Genomic DNA, 18302 nt, shown 5'->3' with positions numbered 1-18302 from the left:
TGAATTTTTTGATTTAAGAACACGTCATTATATCATAATTACATATAGCTACACCGTATCCCTATCAGGCATAGGTGGTCAATGTCTCGCTAGATAAAACTGAATAGTAATATTAAAAAAGGCGCCACTCCATTTAAGAGTAGCGCCCCCTTCATTTACTTCTTACTTCTTACTTCTTACTTCTTACTTCTTGCTACCAGCCATCCAGAGACCTACAGCTGCGAAAATAGCTCCAGCTCCCATCATCGCCCCTTGAACTGCATCCTTCACTACAGAACCTTCTCCACTGATGACTGATGCTAACAATAGAACAACTACTCCTGCACTCATTAACTTATAGGACTTTGTATTTAATTGATTAATCATATTAATCGCCTCCATATTTTTATAAGAGTTACGTTGTTGGTGTTGTTGTTGTTGGTCCAGTTCTTGCTTAGATCTTGTATGCCTTCATTGCTTTAAAGAGCTCTTTAAAGGTTGGACGTTTACCGTACATCAGTACACCCGTACGATAGATTTTAGCTGCGAGCCAGCCAAAGATCAGAATAGATACAGCGAGAATCGCAAGTGACGTGAGAATCTCCCAAGTCGGGGCAACTCCTGCACCAATCCGCACCAGGATCGCTGTTGGTGACGTAAATGGAATGAAGCTAGCTACTTTCAGCAACAAAATATTTGGTGTAGCGATACTGAAGATTGCGATGTAGAACGACACGAGAGACAGCATCGTAATTGGCAGAACTGCCTGACCCAGTTCCTCTGTACGGCTTACCATTGAACCAATGGCAGCGAACATTACGGCATATAAGAAGTAACCTAAGATGTAGAAGATTAGTCCGTACACAATGACTGCCGTATTGATATCACTCAGATTCATATTGAAATCACTTAGTACATTAATGTTATGAGGAAGCAGCATATTACCGGCAACGACTGCGCCGAAGATTCCGATCTGTAGCATACCTACCAAGAAAATACCGATGATTTTACCAAACATCTGACTCAGCGGAGACACACTTGTGATGAGAATCTCCATGATGCGAGAGCTTTTCTCTGCTGTAATTTCAGAAGCGATCATATTACCTGTCATCATCGTTGAAGTGAACAGCAGGATGATCAGCAGATACACAACAATGTAGTTAATTGGGCTCATTCCATTTTCCGATTCCGTACCAGCTGCCCCTTCATCTGTGCTCAGGTTTTCCTGAGTAAGCTTCACAGGTGTTGTAATCAGTTCCTTTTGTTCTGCTGTAAGCACGTCTTTTACAACCACATCAAGCTTCACACTTTGCAAAGCCGCTTCAATAGAAGCAATGATCTGCGGTGATACCTCATCGGATGAGTACAGAATCGGCTGCGGGAACTCCTGTCCAGCTACCTCTTCAAACTTCAAGTAACCATCCGTAAGCCCTGCTTGTGTATCGGCTTGTAGAGCTGCTTCATCCTTGTCACCACCTGCGATGAACCGATATGCCTGATCTCCCTGCGCCGAAGAGAAGCTCTCCAGTTTTTCCGAAACTTCAGGCTGTGTTGATGTGAGAAGTCCAATGTTCACCGGGTGATCCCCCGAAGCTCCGCCACCACTTGAGCCACCGTTGAATAAGGTAATGAAATATGGCACATTGAGTCCAATCGTAATCAGAATGGCTAATACAATCGTCGTTACCATGAATGACTTGGTTTTCACTTTGTTTTTAAATGTAAATCCCGTAATCGTTCCCATTTTATTCATTCGACTCACCTACCTCACGAATAAAGATTTGGTTAAGCGTTGGTTCCTTGATCTCGAAATGCTCAACAGTTGTCTGAGACATCGCATGCTTCAGAATTTCCTGAGCTGCATCTACATGGCTGATATGAATTGTGTAACCACGCTCATTCTGATCTACCTTATTTACTCCTGTTAGCAGCTCCAGACCCTCTACTTGACCTACAGTGCTTAGAGCAACCTGCTCACGTGGATAACGACTCTTGATTTCCTTGATCTGACCTTGCACTACAGTGTTAGAGCGATGAAGGATCGTGATCTGACGACATAACTCTTCAACATGTTCCATACGGTGTGTGGAGAAAAGAATAGCTGTGCCTTCATCCCGTAATTCCTTAACGGTTGATTTGAGCAATTCCACGTTCACCGGATCAAGTCCACTGAAGGCTTCATCTAGAATAAGAATTTGAGGACGATGTACAACGGCTGCGATAAAGCCCATTTTCTGCTGGTTACCTTTGGACAGCTCCTCAATTTTTTTGTCATAATACTCAGGGACTTCGAATCGTTCAAGCCAGTACTTCAAACTTTTATCTGCATCCTTCGCATTCATCCCACGAAGTCTAGCCAGATAGTTGATCTGATCACTTACCTTCACCTTCGGATAGAGCCCGCGCTCTTCCGGAAGATAGCCCATAATTTGTTGCAGCTCCGTATTGTACGGCTTGCCGTTGTATAGAATGTTTCCACCATCCGGGTGGATCAAGCCAAGCACCATGCGCATCGTTGTTGTTTTACCTGCACCATTGGCTCCGAGCAGCCCGTAAATTTCCCCTTCTTTTACATTGAGCGTGACTCCATTAACGGCTGTTTTGTCTGCATATTGCTTAACGACTTGCGTCAATTCTAATCGGTTCATCATTTATCGTCTCCCTTCGGTTATTTCCATTGTATGGGTGCATATCCGGCAATCCAGAATGCGAGTACTTCATCGAGCTCCAAATTGCGAATCTTCAGCACCTGATTACTGGACAGCTCCAACCTTTCCTGCGCTTCACTGACCCGAGTCGTAATAATACGAACCAGACCATTTTCATCTATAGAAGATTCCACGACGCCAGGGATACTTTCTGGACGTAGGTCTCCTTCATACCAAACTTCTCTCCACTGATCGAGCACAGTGTCTTTCTCCGCCATGCCTAGGGACTGACCACGGTGCATCAGTACGATGTAATCCGCAAGCCGTTTGACCTCATCTGCGATATGGGTAGCAATTAGTATTGTGGTATCTCCCCCTGCCATGAAGTTTCGGAACTGCTCAACCATCACTTTCCAGGCAAAAGGGTCAAGACCAGAGGATGGTTCATCCAGCAGGAGAAGTCTCGGACGCGCTGCGAGTGCAGCTGCAATCTCGTACTTCCGCCGTTCTCCCTTGGACATCTTGATCAGCTTCACGTCCCTCGGCACGTCCATCTCTTTCATAAGCTGGTCAAACAGCTTCATATCCCAACGCGGATACCAGTAAGCACGAAACCGAACTGCTTCCTCTGCCGTAAGCTGGTTCTCTTCAAGCCCGCTGTTATCGGCCACAAACCCAATCTGTTGTCTCAGTTCTATGGGCAGCGGCCCATTGTGCTCTTCTCCAAACCATATGATCTGTCCACTGTCCGGCAGTACAATTTGTTGCAGCATGTTCAGTAGTGTGCTTTTGCCAGAACCGTTATGACCGAGGATTGCAACGACATACCCTTCCGGGATGGTCAGATCAATGGGGCCGATCACTCTGCGTTTACGCATTTTGGATACGCCGTTCAGTTGAACAGCTACAGGTTCCATCATGGTACTTCCTCCCTACTTCGGATAGATAACTCTTAGGGCTTCTCGAAATAATTCTTCCATTTCTTCTTCCGTACATCCGACCGCTTTGCCAGACTGCACCGCAGCCTGCATCGCTTCCTGCGCAGCCTTCAATCTATAATTTTCTCTGTCACCAGCTTCAACCTGAGCTACAAATGTACCCGTCCCCTGCTTCGTCCGAAGCAGGCCTTCATTCTCCAGATCCTGATAGACCCGTCTGACTGTAATCACGCTACAATTCAGAGCTCCGGCGAATTCACGAATGGACGGCAAATGCGTTCCCTCCCCTAATTGACCCGTAACGATTAATGATCTTAATTGATTTTCAATCTGGTGGTATAGAGGTTCAGCGCTATTTTCATTGATTTGAATCGGTATCTTCACATTTTTGCACCTCGCCCTCCGGTACATCTCGCCGTCTTACCAGCTAGTAGCGCCGGTTCGTCCTGTTTTCATATTTGCATATATTCTCTCGTACTTTAACTTAAATCCCGACATGCCAGCTTCTTCAGGGTCAATCGACTGAATAGCCATAGCACCGTTAAACCAAGTACCAGAGCAATCCACATGATCGGGGATAACAGGCTCCACTTTTTACTGTAATCGATAACAATCCACACCCCGTAGCTGCCTGACATTCGAATTAACAAGGATAAACCGATGGTAAGTGGCACGAACGATGTACTGAGAAGCAAGTACTTTTTGCCGCTGAAGAGAAACTCTCCGTAGATGTACAAACCTGTCATAAAAAGTCCGTACCCTGTGCATGTAATGGCAAATGCCAGATATTGATCCCATCGGAATACTTCCTCATGTAATCTGACTACGTATAGTGATCCGTAGAAAAAGATACCATTGTATGCGAATGTTATAATCGACTGCTGCAGTCTTGACCACATTACCGTTTCGTTCGAAATTGGGAGTCTGCGGTAGAAGGCCAACATCTGTGTATAGGAATCTTCCTGTATGTAACGGAATGAACGTCTGCTGAACAGGAATCCCTGAAATGGCACCATGATTAGAAAAAAGATATCTACAAAAGGGTTAATGAAATTCACATCATGTTGCCTGATTAACATCACACCTGTCATGCTACCCGTGTAAATCATAAAAATTGCACTCCATAACCACTGGAATCGATCCTTACTCATCTCACTGCGGGTCAACCACAACGCTTGCTTCCATGCGTTCATATGCACGCCTGCCTTTCAACTTTCATTCATGTACTGTGTTCAGTGTGCTCACTGTGATTACTGTATATATCAATATACACAGTATACAGACCTAACAGTTTTCCCGTCAACACTTTTTTTCCTGAATCAGGAAGTGTCGGAAGAGGAACACACTACTCAAACTGCAATAAACAGCGTCACTACGGGCAAAACGGCGTATTTCAGACTTGAATAATTCCATGTTATATGGGGTTATATTCCAGAGTTTTGCGCCACAAAAAAAAGGCTGCACCCATAGTGTGTATATACACAGTATGGATACAGCTTTTTCAATTTACCCTTCACCTGATTGTAGAAGAGGTCAAACCATTACACGAGGTCGTAGCCGCTAGGCAAACTACGGTTACTGCGGATTGCACGAATTTCAGCTAGTGTTAAGCGTTCATTCGTAGAGATCAAGGACTCCACATCGTTGCCACGGATCAAGTCATCCAAGTCTCTCAAGCTGGTGTTCCCACGGTAAACACGGAATCCACCCTGGAAGTTAGGTCTTGTGAACACAACGAGTGTTGCATTGGAGCTGGTCGAGAAGAAACGTAGGCTCTCAACGCCTCCAAGGATGTTCTCCAAGTTGCGCAGACCCGTGTTGCCACGGTAAATCCGGCTTCTTCCTATGAAGTTCTCATCCGAGTACACTGTGAGACGTGGATACGTTTGACTGACATGGACTGTTTTTTTCATTTGTTGTTTCCCCCTCCAAACTCATTCTATGAATGTGTTCAAGAGGAAGCTTGGACGAATCTTCCACCAGATTCGTCCATTTTCATAGATTCGCATTTTACACCGTACGTTTAGACCCCAAGAATAATTTCCCATACAGGTCGGGTGTGCCCGCCTGGATAAAGGATATACAGCAGAACGTACACGATCACACCCGTCATGGCACTGCTGAACCAGATCATAGAGGTGAACCGTCCCCAGCGGCGGTGAGTTTTGAATTTCTTTTTGAACCCTAGCACAAGTGTTGAGATACCAAAGACAGCGGCCACAGTTGCCAGAATGATATGAAAGATCAAAAAGATTCGGTAGAAGATCTCCATATCCGGTTCGCCGCCCCAAGCCGTGTTGCCCACAAAGATCGTTCGAGACATATAAATGACAAAAAATATTAATGCCGCTACCGCACCTGCGACCATCATGGACTGATGCGCTTCCCGTTTACCGCGGATAATAAGTATCCAGCCGATTCCCACCAGCACCGCACTAATCACAATGAAAGATGTGCTGATTGTAGGCAGTAGAAAATACATATCCATCATGTATCCCCCTCTATTCATAGAGTACGTGTTCAGAAAGGTCTGTTCTCAAAGCCGACTTTTGGAACAGCCTTACATAGCAAATTTTATTTTGTAGCAGGGTTAAGTGGTACTACCGGTGGCTCTTTCGGATGAGAATTATCCTCGTCATCTTCCTGCTTCTCCTTGCGATACCATTGGAAGAAAACAAGCGCCAGCATGGATACGAAGATTCCCTCCTGAATGAATTTCATAATGATGCCTCCAACCTGCTGATCCTCTTTAGCAGAAGACAGAAAGTTGAAAAACGCAGGCCCTCCGAAGGATCGCAGCAATGCCGATGTATCTCCTGATACACAATATCGCATGGCCTCGGCCCATACAGCAGGATTGCTATAGGTTGCATATAGAGGCTCGGAGGCGAAAATAATCAAACCACAGGCTGGCGTAAGCAACACCATATTGAGAAAAATAAACCCAACTTTGGACAGTCCCGACGCCTGTCTTCCTTCCGGCAACGGATTAAGGAGCGTCCACCACATCAGCATTGAAGTGATGAAAAGCGCAATGTAATACAGACGATGAACCGTGAAATTGAGCATCACATAATCATGCACTACCGGCAGATGATAGATGGAGAACAACCCATTGAACAATAGAGCTGCCACGATGGGATGAGCTAGAAAGGATAACTGCCTGGTTGGCAGAAAACTTACGATTTTACGCCATACCCAGTTAGGCAGTCCCTTCATAAGCAGTGGTGGTGCTACCAAGTACGATAGAGCCATACTGACCATATGAAAGCTAAACATGACATGTCCCAACAAGTTGAAAGGCCCCGCTTGAGCTAGATAAAAAACGATAAGCCCTGTGATAAACATAATTCTCTGTCCCACAGTTGCTGGTTCTGCTCCACTGACCTTCTCACTGACTGGCCCTACCAGCACGAGGTAACCTGCTCCGACAAGTAGAAATATAGCCATAATGGCAGGGCTCCACAGATCGTTAAAACTAAAATATTGCAACCCGAGCATACGGGAAACCTCCCCGTGAACTAATTTGGTTAGTACCTATACGCCTATCCTGCTGGTGCGCCAAAAAGGGGAAAAGACGGCGACAATAAGCCGCCGCCATCTCCTCTTACCACCAAACCCAATAGAGTGCCATAATAATGCACGTAAATGCTACGAAAAATCCAAACGCCATGAACAGAATCGGCATTAAATGACCTTTGTCCTTCATGTGCATCCAATAACCGAGCTGTACAAACACCTGTAAAATCGCCATGACAACCAGCAAGATGATGGTAAACGTTGCATTGACACCACCGGCCTTAACGGCTGCGAATGCGATCAGTGTCAATATGATGGAGAAGATAAACACTACGACGTGTTTCTGCGGCCCTTCCGTCCGGTGACGATGTTTCACTGGTTCCTGATCTGCTTTATCCTGTACCGACATGTGTTACCCCACCTTTCCGAGCAAGTACACGACCGTGAAGATAAACACCCAGACAACGTCGATAAAGTGCCAGTACATTGCAGAGACGTACACTTTAGGTGCAGTTACGACCGTCAGTCCTTTTTTAAACAACTGCCCAATAATAAGACCGATCCAGAGAATACCAAAGGCTACGTGAGCTCCATGGAATCCGACTAGTGTATAGAATGCTGAGCTGAATGCACTCGTTGTCATACCAAACTCTTTGTGCTTCACATATTCATAAAACTCATAGATTTCGAGTCCTAGGAACCCGAGCCCTAGCAAAACGGTAATGCCGAGCCATAATGTGAGTGCCTTCACCTTCCCTTTATGCATCGCTTGAATGGCAAATACACTTGTCAAACTACTGACTAGGAGGATAACGGTTGCTGCTGCCACCAGCGGTAAATGGAACAGCTCATTCGCCGTCGGCCCATCATTCGTCTGGTTCCTGAGCGCTAGGAAGGTAGCGAAAAGGGTTCCGAACAATACCGTCTCTCCGCCAAGGAACAACCAGAAGCCGATGAGCTTATTGCGTCCCTCTAGCGTTGCCTTCTCCGGTTCATGTGGTAAATTACCGTTCACAGGTTCAGCATGTGATGTTGTCATGTTCTCGCCCCCTTCTCGTCCTGATCCTCTGGCTCAATATGCCAGCCATGATCATCATAGAGTGAACGAAGCATCATGGCTCCGAAGGTAATCACGAGTCCTATAATGAGCACAATGTAATTGTTGAATAATCCATTCATAAATGCATTACCAAAGTCATCCTTACTGAACATCAGTCCGAGTCCAGCAATGAATATACCAACAGACATGACAAACGGTAACGGTGTTGCAGATGGCATATGAATTGACCCTACCGGCTCAGCCGGTGTCATTTCTGTGTTCCCAGCCATCTTTTCCTTCCAGTATGCATCAATACCGCGCACAAGCGGCGTTTGCTTGAAATTGTACTCTGGCGGTGGAGATGGAATGGTCCATTCCAACGTACGGCCATCTTCCCACGGATCATTCGGTGCATCCATCGGTTTCTTCGTTGTAATAACGATGTTAACGAGGAAAATGATGACACCAACACCCATCAGGAACGCTCCGATTGTACTCACGAGGTTAAGCAGGTCGAAATCCTGATTTGGCAAGTAGGATACGATCCGGCGCTGCATACCCATCAGTCCAAGGAAATGCTGCACGAAGAATGTGAGTTGGAAACCAATCATAAATGTCCAGAACGTCCATTTTCCTAACGTTTCACTGAGAATACGTCCAAACATTTTGGGCCACCAATAGTGAAGACCTGAGAAAATACCAAGTACCAAGCCACCTACGATAACATAGTGAAAGTGAGCTACAACAAAGTATGTATCATGGAATTGGAAGTCAGCCGGAGCAGACGCCAACATGACACCCGTTACGCCCCCCATAACAAAGGTCGGAATAAATCCGACTGCAAACAGGTTGGCCGCTGTAAATCGAATTCGTCCTCCCCACATCGTGAAGAGCCAGTTGAAGATTTTGATCCCTGTCGGTACAGCAATCAGCATGGTGGAGATGGAGAACAACGCGTTAGCAATCGTTCCAAGACCCGTCGTAAACATATGATGCGCCCAGACCATGAAGCCCAAGAACGCGATTAGGATCGTTGCAAACACCATGGAGCTATAACCAAACAATCTTTTGCGTGCAAACGTTGGGATAACCTCTGAGATAATCCCGAATGCTGGCAAAATGAGAATATATACTTCGGGATGCCCAAAGATCCAGAAGATATGCTGCCATAACACGGGATTCCCCCCGCCTGCAACATCGAAGAAGTTCGCATCTAATATCCGATCAAAGGTCAACAATACCAAACCAACGGTAATTGCAGGAAAAGCAAATAGGATAATAGCAGAAGTAATAAATGTAGTCCAAGTAAACATCGGCATCCGCATGTATGACATGCCAGGCGCACGCATCGTTATAATTGTGGCGAGAAAGTTAATCCCCCCGATGAGTGTTCCAAGACCTGCAATCTGCAGTCCAATCGTATAGAAATCGACACCGTGTGTCCCACTGTATTCACTGCCCGATAGTGGCGTATACGATGTCCATCCGGCATCAGGTGCGCCGCCCATGATCCAGCTCAGATTAAGCAACAGACCACCGAACAGGAACGTCCAGAAGCCCAGCGCGTTAACGAACGGGAAAGCTACATCCCGTGCTCCAATCTGCAATGGTACAACCGCATTCATAATGGCAAATATAATCGGCATAACACCTAGAAAGATCATCGTGGTTCCGTGCATCGTAATCAATTCATTGAAGACCTGTGCCGAGACAAAATTGTTCATCGGCTTCATCAGCTGAATCCGAATCAAAATGGCTTCAATCCCACCGATGCCGAAAAACAATCCGCCCGCAGCTAAGTAAAGAACGGCGATTTTTTTGTGATCGACGGTAGTGATCCAATCCATCAAGCCACGGTAACGCTTGACGCTATGAGCTTGAGCCAAGGTTGTGTACCCCCTTTATCGTCCTTGCTGTTCTATTCATAGTCCAATTTATAATTGGCCAGATATTCGGCAATTCCGTCGATCTCTTCATCTGTAAGTCCGAGGTCTTTGGGACTCGGCATCGTATTGCCTGGCTTCACGGATTGTGGATCATGCAGCCATTCTTTCATGTTATCCAAGACAGGTTTACCTTCTTCTTGTCCCTCGCGTTGATTAAGCAAAATGCCTGCGACGGATTCCTTGCCACCAATGCCTGTGAGATTTGGCGCAACTGGGCCACCTTGATCACCTACAGCATGACAAGAAAGGCAATTAGTTTTGAATTTTTCAGCCAATTGCGTATCTTCTGGAAGAACAGCAGGTGCTTTCATTTCAGCGACCCATCTGTCAAAAGCCTCAGGGCTGACCGCTTTTACTTTAAACTCCATGTAGGCATGAGACCTACCGCATAATTCGGCACACTTTCCGCGGTAAACGCCTTCATTCGGTGCTGAGAAGCTAAACTTATTCAGTGTTCCATCTGGGTTGGTGTCCATTTTACCCGCAAGTGACGGCACCCAGAAGGAATGAATCACGTCAGCGGTTTTCAATTCGAATGCGATCTTCTTGTCGGTAGGAATAATGAGGTCTTGAGCGGTGGTTACGTCATATTGAGGATAAGTAAATTCCCACCAGTACTGATGCGAGGTGACTTTGACCTGTACTGCATTTGGATCATTGGACAGATCTGCGCCTTGAGCAAAGATCTCCTTAACCGTTGGTACAGCTAGTACAATAACAAGCAGTAACGGAATGGCTGTCCATATGACTTCGAGCTTGAAACTTCCTTCGACCTGTTCGGGTATGTCATTCTGTCCAGACCGTCTGCGAAAACGGATCAATACATAGGCCGCAATGGCAAATACAATGATGAGTACCACGATCATAATCGCGATGGACAGCTTCATCAGATCATATTGACCTTGCGCCACAGGACCCTGAGGTTTCATTACAGACAAGTCTTCCCGCCCGCATGCGGATAGCAGCAAAGAGAACACCGCCAGCAAGGGGAGAATTCGCTTTGCAACCTGCCACTGTTTCATCATTGATCTACCCCACTTTTTTACGTTTTCGTAGATTACCGTCTTTGTCCCAAAAGCATATTACTCTTCCGTTCTGGCACAATACGTATAATCCTCTCCGTCATATAGAACGTTTCCAGAAATAACGCTTCCATAGACCCCTTAATTCCCTTCAAAGGGCATGTCTACGCATTCTTCCAATTCATTCTATATGGTTCAATCACATATTAAATATAAGTTGAGGGTATGATTTTGTCAATCTTTGGACACATGTTCACAATTTGTTCACTTTATGTAGAAAACCGCACCACAACTAGATTTGCAAGCGATTTCAGTAAAAAAACCATGAATATAAATTTGAAAATTTTTGCCAAATTTCGGTGATTGGGCATATTTTTCACCAGACTTTTATCACACACAAAACATGCGAAATTATGCAAAAGGAAATGAATCACTCCCTGGTAGGCTAACTTCCAGTTATACAGGAAGGAAATTTCACTCCATACCGTTCTATTAGCCATTCAAAGCGGCATGGAGTAGTACTCCTCCCTTTCTGAATTTAACGTTTCTTCCAACTATCCTATAAATGATCTTGCATAGATCACATTCTCTACATTATGTTCCATCTGTTAATATCCGTGGGCCATTGCTCGTGATCGCGATCGTGTGCTCGTATTGAACCCCCCAGCTCCCGTCCACCGTGCGCACAGTCCATCCATCTTCGTCCCACACCACGACTCCTGAGCTACCTTTTGTGAAGATCGGTTCAATCGTAATGACCATGCCTTCGGTCAACATCTGTCCTGTACCACGTTTGCCATAAGGTAGTACATTGGGCGGTTCATGAATGTATTGACCAATCCCATGACCAATGAGCGGCTTCACAATGCCATATCGATATAACCTTGCTGAGCGTTCAATGGCATTGCCGATATCCCCCAGCGTATTCCCAGGTACAGCTTGGGCAATAGCACGATGCAGGGCCTTCTCTGTACGTTTCATCAATTTACGAATCGTCCGCCGCTGTTCCCCGATCCCATATGTCCAGGCAGAGTCAGCAAGCCAGCCATCTTTATTTACAACCATATCAATAGTCACGACGTCACCTTCAGCCAATTCCCGTTCACTAGGAAAACCGTGACAGACTACCTCATTGATAGATGCACAGGTCGCATAAGGGTATCCCTTGTATCCTTTTTGTTCAGGCGTCGCGCCGTTCTTCGCCAGAAATTCTTCCACTAATTCATCCATGTCCCGTGTAGTTACACCGGGAGCTAGCCGCTGTTCAATGAGCTTGTGACAGTTGTGCAGGATTCGCCCTGCTTCCTGCATGTAGCTAATCTCTTCTTTTGTTTTCAAAATAGGATCCACATGCATACATCCTTCCTGGAAGTTGTGTACTTCCATATATATGCAAGCTTCACGCAACAAAGCCCGAAAAGTAATGGTAAACTCTTCAGGCTGAAGCAAAAAAAACCGTCTACCGGAGCTTAACGCCCGGAAGACGGTTCTATTCATATCGGAACAGTAAAATTCTAAGTTAAGTGCTTCAGGATACGGAAGAATCCATCTTGACAAGCTCATGCTCGACCACAGAAGTCAATTCTTCTTCATACCCACCCGTAATCCGGTATTTTCTCACGTACTCCTTCACGAATTTTTTTGGATCCTTAGGACGGAAAATCCGAGTCATTTCCCTCAAACTTTCTTTGACCTCATTGTGACCTTTCGTTGCCATTGTAATTCCCTCCCAAAACGTTGAAAGTGAATGCTCCGTTTAGAGAACGCCGAATAAGTCTTAAATGCCATTCATGAAGTTGTGTGCGCGGCTTAAAGCAAGCTTTAGGTCGGGAACCTCGCTAAAAGCAAGTACCTGACACTATAAATACCCGATATGATTCAAGTTGAATCATAATCTTATTGTAGCATATTCGGAAGTATGTTACGACTTGACGATTTTCCTTAATATTTATAACGGTTTTTAACCCGAAAAAGTTTAATTCCGAATCATATTTAATGCATATGCCTATTGTATACGGAATTAATGTATCCAGCATAACGCGTAACTATTCGGGGGATATTATCACGGACAACCATTATAGTTAAATTTCTGGATTCTAAGGAGGCGCCGTTTCATGGAACGAAAAGAACAAGACATGTTGCCCCTTTCGCATGAAGTCGTGGAAGTGGACGGAATCTACATCAACGAAGCGGGACGCGAAGAGCATTTGCATCGAGGTCAGCATTTTCCCGCCGATCCCATTCTTGGCAAGACAGAGTGGAAATTGACGGAGTTTGCCTTTGAGAACCATCATGATGGTCGTACGGACGAACGTTTGGTACCCAAAGAGAATGATACTGACAAAATCGGTAAAGTCACGAATCCACGTAGACAGCTTGAGCAAGGCGATAATTAATCTTTAGGGTAACCAGAATGATAGATCCTAAATAGTAGCTCTGGGGGCAGACGCAGCCGATATGACAAATGGGTCTGTTCCTCCATAGCTACACCAACACCATGTTAAATGTAAAAAACACTTCGATTTAATTCAGTTCTATACACATACTTATAGCAACACATCATACATACATTGATCTATCCATTCATTCCTTCATCATTCCGGTTCAGTTCTGCCCCTTCTCCTCATAGCTTATATAAAAAGGACAAAGGAGGCTTGACCGGATGTCCCCCATTAAATCATCGAGTGGTCTGGATGAAAATATTGCAGGTATGCTCTGTTATCTGTTCACCATTGTAGGTGGGATCATATTTCTCGCCGTGGAAAAGCGGAGTCGATTCGTTATGTTCCATGCGCTCCAATCGGTAACTGTATTTGGCCTCATTATGGTCGGTCATGTGTTATGCACATTTCTCCCGTTATTTGGCCCATTGGTCTCCTCCCTGTTATCCCTGCTCGGTGTGGTTGTATGGCTCCTGATGGTTGTAACCAGCTTACAGGGAAAATGGCTGAAGCTGCCTTGGATTGGCGATTTTGCGGAAAAACAGATGCGGCATTTATGATTCCTGACGACTCATAACCAAAAAACATCCGTTTCCCTGCCAGGCAGAGAATCGGATGTTTGTGTTGTTATTCATGCTATAGATCATTCATCACGTAAATGACTCATGCCATGAAACCATTTATTCATGACATAAAAGGTTGTTCAAAAAGTCCGCTTTTGATTACGAAGGATGCGCGAGCGGCATCTCAGCTTCGAATATGGGATTCAGCCGAAATGTCCGTTGCTCACGTAGCTTAATCTACGCTCCGCTACTCCATTTCTATCTTCACCCCATCTTCTTGGTACTGAAAACCGACCTTTTTGAACACGTAATATAAGCATTTCATGACAAGAGTTAACATAGGATGCATGGCGGAAACTAATTTCTTGCTGGTTTCTTAACACCTACTTATGCAGAATGTTTAGACTCCCCAATGATATCGTCTGCTTGTTTCTCTGCCATTCTAGCTGCCTCAGCCTTCGTTCCAATGCCGTTGAACAACAGATTCATAAATATCGCTGTAAAGCTACCTGCGATGATGCCGTTACCTAACATGATTTGTGCCCAGGCCGGTGTATTGGCAAACAGCTCAGGAACAACGGTTACCCCTAGACCCATGCCTACAGAACACGCGATAATGAACAAATTCTCATGACGGTTCAGATCCACTTGGCTTCCCAAAATACGAATACCTGACGATACCACCATGCCAAACAGAGCAACCATCGCTCCACCTAATACAGAACCTGGTACAAGCTGTGCCAGCGCAGCAATCTTAGGTACGAATCCAATCACGACAAGCAAGCTACCCGCTACAACAATAACATCACGTGTTTTCACTCGCGTCATCTGTACAAGCCCTACATTTTGCGAATAGGTCGTGTATGGGAAGGAGTTGAAGATACCACCCAGTACAATCGCCAGACCTTCTGCGCGGTAACCCCGAGCCAGGTCTTTGGAAGTCAGATCTTTATCCAGAATTTTACCCAAAGCCATGAATACACCCGTTGATTCAGCAACACTCACAATAGCGACCAGAATCATCGTCAGAATCGGTACAATTTCAAATGTTGGTTTACCGAAATAGAACGGCTGTATCATATGGAACCAGCTTGCTTCACGTAAAGGTGCAAGTTTCACTTCACCCATAAAGGCTGCTGCAATTGTCCCTGCGAGAAGACCAATCAGAACCGAGATGGAGCGGATAAATCCAGTTGTAAACCGCGTCAACAGGATAATGAACAGCAGTACACCGAAACCGAGCATCAAATTCTGAGCACTACCAAAATTCGTACTACCACCAAGATCGTTGAACGCCACAGGGATCAGTGTCAAACCAATAATCGTGACGACTGAACCTGTAACCACTGGTGGGAATAATCGAATCAATTTACCGAATAGACCGGAGAAAATAAGAACAAATAGTCCGGAAGCAATGATCGCACCATAAATAGCCGATACGCCGCTGCTCTGACCGATAATAATCATCGGAGATACCGCTTGGAAAGCACAACCCAGCATAACGGGGAGCCCCACTCCGAAATAACGGTTGCCCCACACTTGAAGCAATGTCGCTACCCCACAGGCAAGCAGATCAATTGCAATCAGATACGTCAGTTGCTCCATCGTAAAGCCTAAGGCTTCACTTACGATCAGAGGCACAATCACAGCTCCTGCGTACATTGCTAATACATGCTGAAGACCTAAGGAGAATGTTTGGACAGGATGCCGATGCCGCTGAAAAATACGTTCGCGTGCCATATTAGTTCGTGCCCTCCTCGTCCGCAAATGTAACCTGTCCGTTCGACAGGGCTCCAATGCGAACTAGTGATTCAACCCGATATCCTGCTTCTTGAAGCAAGCGTCCACCTGGCTGGAAGGCTTTCTCGATGACGATTCCGATACCAACGACTTCGGCTCCAACCTGCTCTACGATGCGTGCCAGTCCAAATGCCGCCTCACCATTCGCCAAGAAATCATCAATAATGAGTACACGATCACCTGGTTGCATGAACTTTTTGGCAACGGTAATCTCATTGGTCTCCTGCTTCGTGAATGAGTACACCTTCTCGACCAGGATATCTTCTGTAAGTGTAAGTGACTTCTGCTTCCGTGCAAAAATCAGCGGTACATTAAGCTCCAACGCAGTCATGATGCCTGGGGCTATACCCGAGGATTCAATCGTGAGCACACGTGTGATATTCTCACCTTCAAAGCGGCGGATGAATTCCTTGCCCACTTCCTTCATGAGAACCGGGTCCATCTGATGGTTCAAAAATGAGTCCACTTTCAGTACTTGTTCAGACAGCACAATTCCTTCCTGTCTTACCTTATCTTTTAGCAATTGCATGTTGTTCTCTCCTTGTGTGCCTCTCGCACAGGCGACCCTGCATACTCTCCCCTTCGGCTGCCAAAACCAAAAACAAAAAGCCCACCTTTCACCGCTGCGGCTGAACCGGAGACAGGAAAGACAGACTTGTACATATATGACAAGCCATTGGAACTGAAATTTCGTAATAATACGGCAGATGGAATCACACGGTTCTAGTGTGCCTCTTCGAACCCATGTTGAGCTTGAGCAAAAGGAACAAGTCCATGACTCACACAGATGCGACGATGAGCACTGTGCTTAGCCTATTTTGGATTTCCATCATCCATAACATTAGCGATATAACAGATCTTTCCCGTAGTCCGATCATTACGGTGATCGGGTAGAGACATGCAGGCCTATTCCTGCACATATACGAGTAACGGCGTATTAAATTGTTGAACTGATAATTCCCATGATTCTTAACGATGTATGATCGTGAATCTGTAAATAAATAAGTTAAACTTCACTGACAATGTTAGAAGTATACCGAATTGCTCGCATGAAATAAAGAAGTATTTTCATGGAAGTTACGGAAAGTTGTCTTAATTTGCATTACAGGGGTGATTGAAACGTCGTTTTTATGTACAATATGAAAACGGAAGCGCGGGTTCAAAACAACCTTTGCAACGACATTATCTGTCAAAGGAGACATGCAACTATGAAAGGCGTTCTTAATGAATTCAAGGAATTTGCTGTACGCGGCAACGTCATTGATCTGGCGGTCGGGGTTATTATCGGGGCTGCTTTTGGTAAAATTGTAACCTCTCTCGTGAATGATATCATCATGCCACCGGTTGGCAAACTGATGGGCGGCATTGATTTCAGCCAGAAAATCATCAATCTTGATCCAGGTGTGAAAACAGCAAATGGACAAGACATCACAACACTCGCTCAAGCGAACGAAGCTGGTGCTACCGTAATTGCATATGGTCAGTTCATCAACGTTATGATTGATTTTCTTATTGTGGCATTCTGTATCTTCATGCTCGTCAAGGGTATTAATTACCTCAAAAGCAAAGAACACAAAAAGCCTGAGCCGAAGAAAACGACCAAGGCTTGCAAATACTGCCTATCTGAGATTCCAGCAGCAGCTACTCGTTGCTCCCACTGTACATCCGAGCTAGAAGCTGAAGGCAGCGGAAATCCTGCTTAAGGAAACGCAAGTAGGCTCGTCATAACGAACTTACTTCATCGTGACGAGCCTATTCACGACTTAAAGGTCTTTATTAGACGGACATTCAGGTGGGCTGCCCGTGGGCGTGCGATCTCTGCTTGACTGCACAATGTTCGGATAATTCTACGGTGCAACGGTTATGTAATGAAAAAACTTCAGCTTGTCTGTCTGTATAGATTCCCCATCCACGTTGATTTCTCAGGTAAGATGACAGATGGGGCGGAGCAGAGCGGCTCCTGGTTACTTCTCAGCAAGGTCTCACCAATTCGGTGGGGCCTTTTAATATTAAGGGATCATTCCATCATTCCCTCACAAACAGACCATGAGCTGACAGTGACTGAACCGTGTTAAATGGAATTTAAGACATGACTTTGAACTTAGAAGCGGCGAGGTAACAGGTGTTCCAGAATCGATTTTAGATCCTTATCTTCCTTATAGACTTCTTCCCCGGTATCGAGCTCAGTTACCCGAATATACTCAAAGTTGGCCGAAGCATCCACAGGTTTGAACAATAGCTGTGCTTCATCTTCCAGGCGTACATTGAATCCCATGTCTTTGAACATCGTCGTTAACTGACTGTTAGCCGGCTCCTGTCCCTGCCCTACAAAGATGAGTCCTCTAAGGCTTTTACGTTCTTGAGGTTGCGGATAAATGACTTGAAAGTGTACAATGCATTCCATGTG

General features: G+C 45.4%; 21 protein-coding genes and 1 riboswitch. Of the genes, 3 read left to right on the top strand and 18 right to left on the bottom strand.

Features of this window, described 5'->3' with window-relative positions:
• Window positions 1-183: 183 nt before the first annotated feature.
• The 15 genes from MH215_RS20620 to MH215_RS20550 all read right to left on the bottom strand — a co-directional run bounded on the left by MH215_RS20620 (window position 184) and on the right by MH215_RS20550 (window position 12808).
• A complete protein-coding gene (locus tag MH215_RS20620) occupies window positions 184-366 on the bottom strand; it encodes a hypothetical protein (protein WP_239293079.1) in 183 nt (60 codons plus the stop codon).
• Between the two features lie 67 nt (window positions 367-433).
• Window positions 434-1732 (bottom strand): ABC transporter permease, encoded by a 1299-nt coding sequence (locus MH215_RS20615; protein WP_239293078.1) that lies wholly within the window; start codon window positions 1730-1732, stop codon window positions 434-436.
• Window positions 1725-2627 (bottom strand): ABC transporter ATP-binding protein, encoded by a 903-nt coding sequence (locus MH215_RS20610; protein ID WP_239293131.1) that lies wholly within the window; start codon window positions 2625-2627, stop codon window positions 1725-1727. Before MH215_RS20610 ends, MH215_RS20615 begins: the two co-directional genes overlap by 8 nt.
• A gap of 20 nt (window positions 2628-2647) precedes the next feature.
• Window positions 2648-3544, bottom strand: coding sequence for an ATP-binding cassette domain-containing protein (locus MH215_RS20605; protein WP_239293130.1), 897 nt, complete (start codon window positions 3542-3544; stop codon window positions 2648-2650).
• Window positions 3545-3559: 15 nt separating this feature from the next.
• Entirely contained in the window at window positions 3560-3949 is a 390-nt protein-coding gene (locus tag MH215_RS20600) for a GntR family transcriptional regulator (protein ID WP_239293077.1), read from the bottom strand.
• A 95-nt stretch (window positions 3950-4044) separates the two neighbouring features.
• Complete coding sequence (locus MH215_RS20595) at window positions 4045-4758, bottom strand: hypothetical protein (protein WP_239293076.1); 714 nt, start codon at window positions 4756-4758, stop codon at window positions 4045-4047.
• A gap of 348 nt (window positions 4759-5106) precedes the next feature.
• Window positions 5107-5478: a hypothetical protein gene (locus MH215_RS20590; RefSeq protein WP_239293075.1), complete on the bottom strand. Its 372-nt coding sequence runs from the start codon at window positions 5476-5478 to the stop codon at window positions 5107-5109.
• A gap of 110 nt (window positions 5479-5588) precedes the next feature.
• Window positions 5589-6053: a DUF420 domain-containing protein gene (locus MH215_RS20585; protein ID WP_056695575.1), complete on the bottom strand. Its 465-nt coding sequence runs from the start codon at window positions 6051-6053 to the stop codon at window positions 5589-5591.
• A gap of 86 nt (window positions 6054-6139) precedes the next feature.
• Complete coding sequence (gene ctaG, locus MH215_RS20580; protein ID WP_239293074.1) at window positions 6140-7066, bottom strand: cytochrome c oxidase assembly factor CtaG; 927 nt, start codon at window positions 7064-7066, stop codon at window positions 6140-6142.
• Between the two features lie 106 nt (window positions 7067-7172).
• Window positions 7173-7493 carry a cytochrome C oxidase subunit IV family protein gene (locus MH215_RS20575; protein ID WP_056695579.1) on the bottom strand — a complete coding sequence of 107 codons (321 nt, stop codon included), beginning with the start codon at window positions 7491-7493 and terminating at the stop codon, window positions 7173-7175.
• Between the two features lie 3 nt (window positions 7494-7496).
• Entirely contained in the window at window positions 7497-8123 is a 627-nt protein-coding gene (locus MH215_RS20570; protein ID WP_239293073.1) for a cytochrome c oxidase subunit 3, read from the bottom strand.
• The gene (gene ctaD / locus MH215_RS20565) at window positions 8120-9970 is read right to left on the bottom strand and encodes a cytochrome c oxidase subunit I (protein ID WP_239293129.1); all 1851 of its coding nucleotides are present in this window, start codon (window positions 9968-9970) and stop codon (window positions 8120-8122) included. Before ctaD ends, MH215_RS20570 begins: the two co-directional genes overlap by 4 nt.
• A 71-nt stretch (window positions 9971-10041) precedes the next feature.
• Window positions 10042-11094, bottom strand: a complete 1053-nt coding sequence (gene coxB / locus MH215_RS20560) for a cytochrome c oxidase subunit II (protein WP_056695632.1) — start codon at window positions 11092-11094, stop codon at window positions 10042-10044.
• 591 nt (window positions 11095-11685) lie between these two features.
• Entirely contained in the window at window positions 11686-12447 is a 762-nt protein-coding gene (gene map / locus MH215_RS20555) for a type I methionyl aminopeptidase (RefSeq protein WP_239293072.1), read from the bottom strand.
• A 172-nt stretch (window positions 12448-12619) separates the two neighbouring features.
• A complete protein-coding gene (locus MH215_RS20550; protein ID WP_017690840.1) occupies window positions 12620-12808 on the bottom strand; it encodes a hypothetical protein in 189 nt (62 codons plus the stop codon).
• A gap of 397 nt (window positions 12809-13205) precedes the next feature.
• Here MH215_RS20550 and MH215_RS20545 point away from each other — a divergent pair, with 397 nt between their 5' ends.
• Window positions 13206-13487 (top strand): transposase, encoded by a 282-nt coding sequence (locus tag MH215_RS20545; protein WP_128100123.1) that lies wholly within the window; start codon window positions 13206-13208, stop codon window positions 13485-13487.
• A 266-nt stretch (window positions 13488-13753) separates the two neighbouring features.
• The gene (locus MH215_RS20540) at window positions 13754-14092 is read left to right on the top strand and encodes a DUF4870 domain-containing protein (RefSeq protein ID WP_056695585.1); all 339 of its coding nucleotides are present in this window, start codon (window positions 13754-13756) and stop codon (window positions 14090-14092) included.
• A gap of 390 nt (window positions 14093-14482) precedes the next feature.
• Here MH215_RS20540 and MH215_RS20535 read toward each other — a convergent pair whose 3' ends face one another.
• A complete protein-coding gene (locus tag MH215_RS20535; protein WP_239293071.1) occupies window positions 14483-15835 on the bottom strand; it encodes a nucleobase:cation symporter-2 family protein in 1353 nt (450 codons plus the stop codon).
• 1 nt (window position 15836) lies between these two features.
• Window positions 15837-16424, bottom strand: coding sequence for a xanthine phosphoribosyltransferase (locus MH215_RS20530; RefSeq protein WP_128100112.1), 588 nt, complete (start codon window positions 16422-16424; stop codon window positions 15837-15839).
• 317 nt (window positions 16425-16741) lie between these two features.
• A riboswitch (purine riboswitch) is annotated at window positions 16742-16841 on the bottom strand.
• 262 nt (window positions 16842-17103) lie between these two features.
• Here MH215_RS20530 and mscL point away from each other — a divergent pair.
• Window positions 17104-17598, top strand: coding sequence for a large conductance mechanosensitive channel protein MscL (mscL, locus tag MH215_RS20525; RefSeq protein WP_056695591.1), 495 nt, complete (start codon window positions 17104-17106; stop codon window positions 17596-17598).
• Between the two features lie 398 nt (window positions 17599-17996).
• Here the strand turns inward: mscL and MH215_RS20520 are convergent, their stop codons facing one another.
• On the bottom strand, window positions 17997-18299 hold the full coding sequence (locus MH215_RS20520; protein ID WP_056695593.1) for a hypothetical protein: 303 nt from the start codon (window positions 18297-18299) through the stop codon (window positions 17997-17999).
• Window positions 18300-18302 lie beyond the last annotated feature (3 nt).

Source organism: Paenibacillus sp. ACRSA (assembly GCF_022346845.1).
In the GTDB taxonomy this organism is placed as follows: domain Bacteria; phylum Bacillota; class Bacilli; order Paenibacillales; family Paenibacillaceae; genus Paenibacillus.
The sequence above is the reverse complement of the archived record's forward strand: the minus strand, read 5'-3'. Positions and strand labels throughout refer to the sequence as shown.

Excerpts from the sequence above, each read along its gene's own strand:
- MH215_RS20575 (WP_056695579.1), bottom strand. The coding sequence starts at position 7,493 with ATGTCGGTACAGGATAAAGCAGATCAGGAACCAGTGAAACATCGTCAC.
- MH215_RS20595 (WP_239293076.1), bottom strand. The coding sequence starts at position 4,758 with ATGAACGCATGGAAGCAAGCGTTGTGGTTGACCCGCAGTGAGATGAGT.
- MH215_RS20610 (WP_239293131.1), bottom strand. The coding sequence starts at position 2,627 with ATGAACCGATTAGAATTGACGCAAGTCGTTAAGCAATATGCAGACAAA.
- map (WP_239293072.1), bottom strand. The coding sequence starts at position 12,447 with ATGCATGTGGATCCTATTTTGAAAACAAAAGAAGAGATTAGCTACATG.
- MH215_RS20520 (WP_056695593.1), bottom strand. The coding sequence starts at position 18,299 with ATGGAATGCATTGTACACTTTCAAGTCATTTATCCGCAACCTCAAGAA.
- MH215_RS20605 (WP_239293130.1), bottom strand. The coding sequence starts at position 3,544 with ATGGAACCTGTAGCTGTTCAACTGAACGGCGTATCCAAAATGCGTAAA.
- MH215_RS20550 (WP_017690840.1), bottom strand. The coding sequence starts at position 12,808 with ATGGCAACGAAAGGTCACAATGAGGTCAAAGAAAGTTTGAGGGAAATG.
- coxB (WP_056695632.1), bottom strand. The coding sequence starts at position 11,094 with ATGATGAAACAGTGGCAGGTTGCAAAGCGAATTCTCCCCTTGCTGGCG.
- MH215_RS20530 (WP_128100112.1), bottom strand. The coding sequence starts at position 16,424 with ATGCAATTGCTAAAAGATAAGGTAAGACAGGAAGGAATTGTGCTGTCT.
- MH215_RS20615 (WP_239293078.1), bottom strand. The coding sequence starts at position 1,732 with ATGAATAAAATGGGAACGATTACGGGATTTACATTTAAAAACAAAGTG.
- MH215_RS20585 (WP_056695575.1), bottom strand. The coding sequence starts at position 6,053 with ATGGATATGTATTTTCTACTGCCTACAATCAGCACATCTTTCATTGTG.
- MH215_RS20540 (WP_056695585.1), top strand. The coding sequence starts at position 13,754 with ATGTCCCCCATTAAATCATCGAGTGGTCTGGATGAAAATATTGCAGGT.
- ctaG (WP_239293074.1), bottom strand. The coding sequence starts at position 7,066 with ATGCTCGGGTTGCAATATTTTAGTTTTAACGATCTGTGGAGCCCTGCC.
- MH215_RS20570 (WP_239293073.1), bottom strand. The coding sequence starts at position 8,123 with ATGACAACATCACATGCTGAACCTGTGAACGGTAATTTACCACATGAA.
- mscL (WP_056695591.1), top strand. The coding sequence starts at position 17,104 with ATGAAAGGCGTTCTTAATGAATTCAAGGAATTTGCTGTACGCGGCAAC.
- MH215_RS20535 (WP_239293071.1), bottom strand. The coding sequence starts at position 15,835 with ATGGCACGCGAACGTATTTTTCAGCGGCATCGGCATCCTGTCCAAACA.
- MH215_RS20590 (WP_239293075.1), bottom strand. The coding sequence starts at position 5,478 with ATGAAAAAAACAGTCCATGTCAGTCAAACGTATCCACGTCTCACAGTG.
- MH215_RS20620 (WP_239293079.1), bottom strand. The coding sequence starts at position 366 with ATGATTAATCAATTAAATACAAAGTCCTATAAGTTAATGAGTGCAGGA.
- MH215_RS20545 (WP_128100123.1), top strand. The coding sequence starts at position 13,206 with ATGGAACGAAAAGAACAAGACATGTTGCCCCTTTCGCATGAAGTCGTG.
- ctaD (WP_239293129.1), bottom strand. The coding sequence starts at position 9,970 with ATGGATTGGATCACTACCGTCGATCACAAAAAAATCGCCGTTCTTTAC.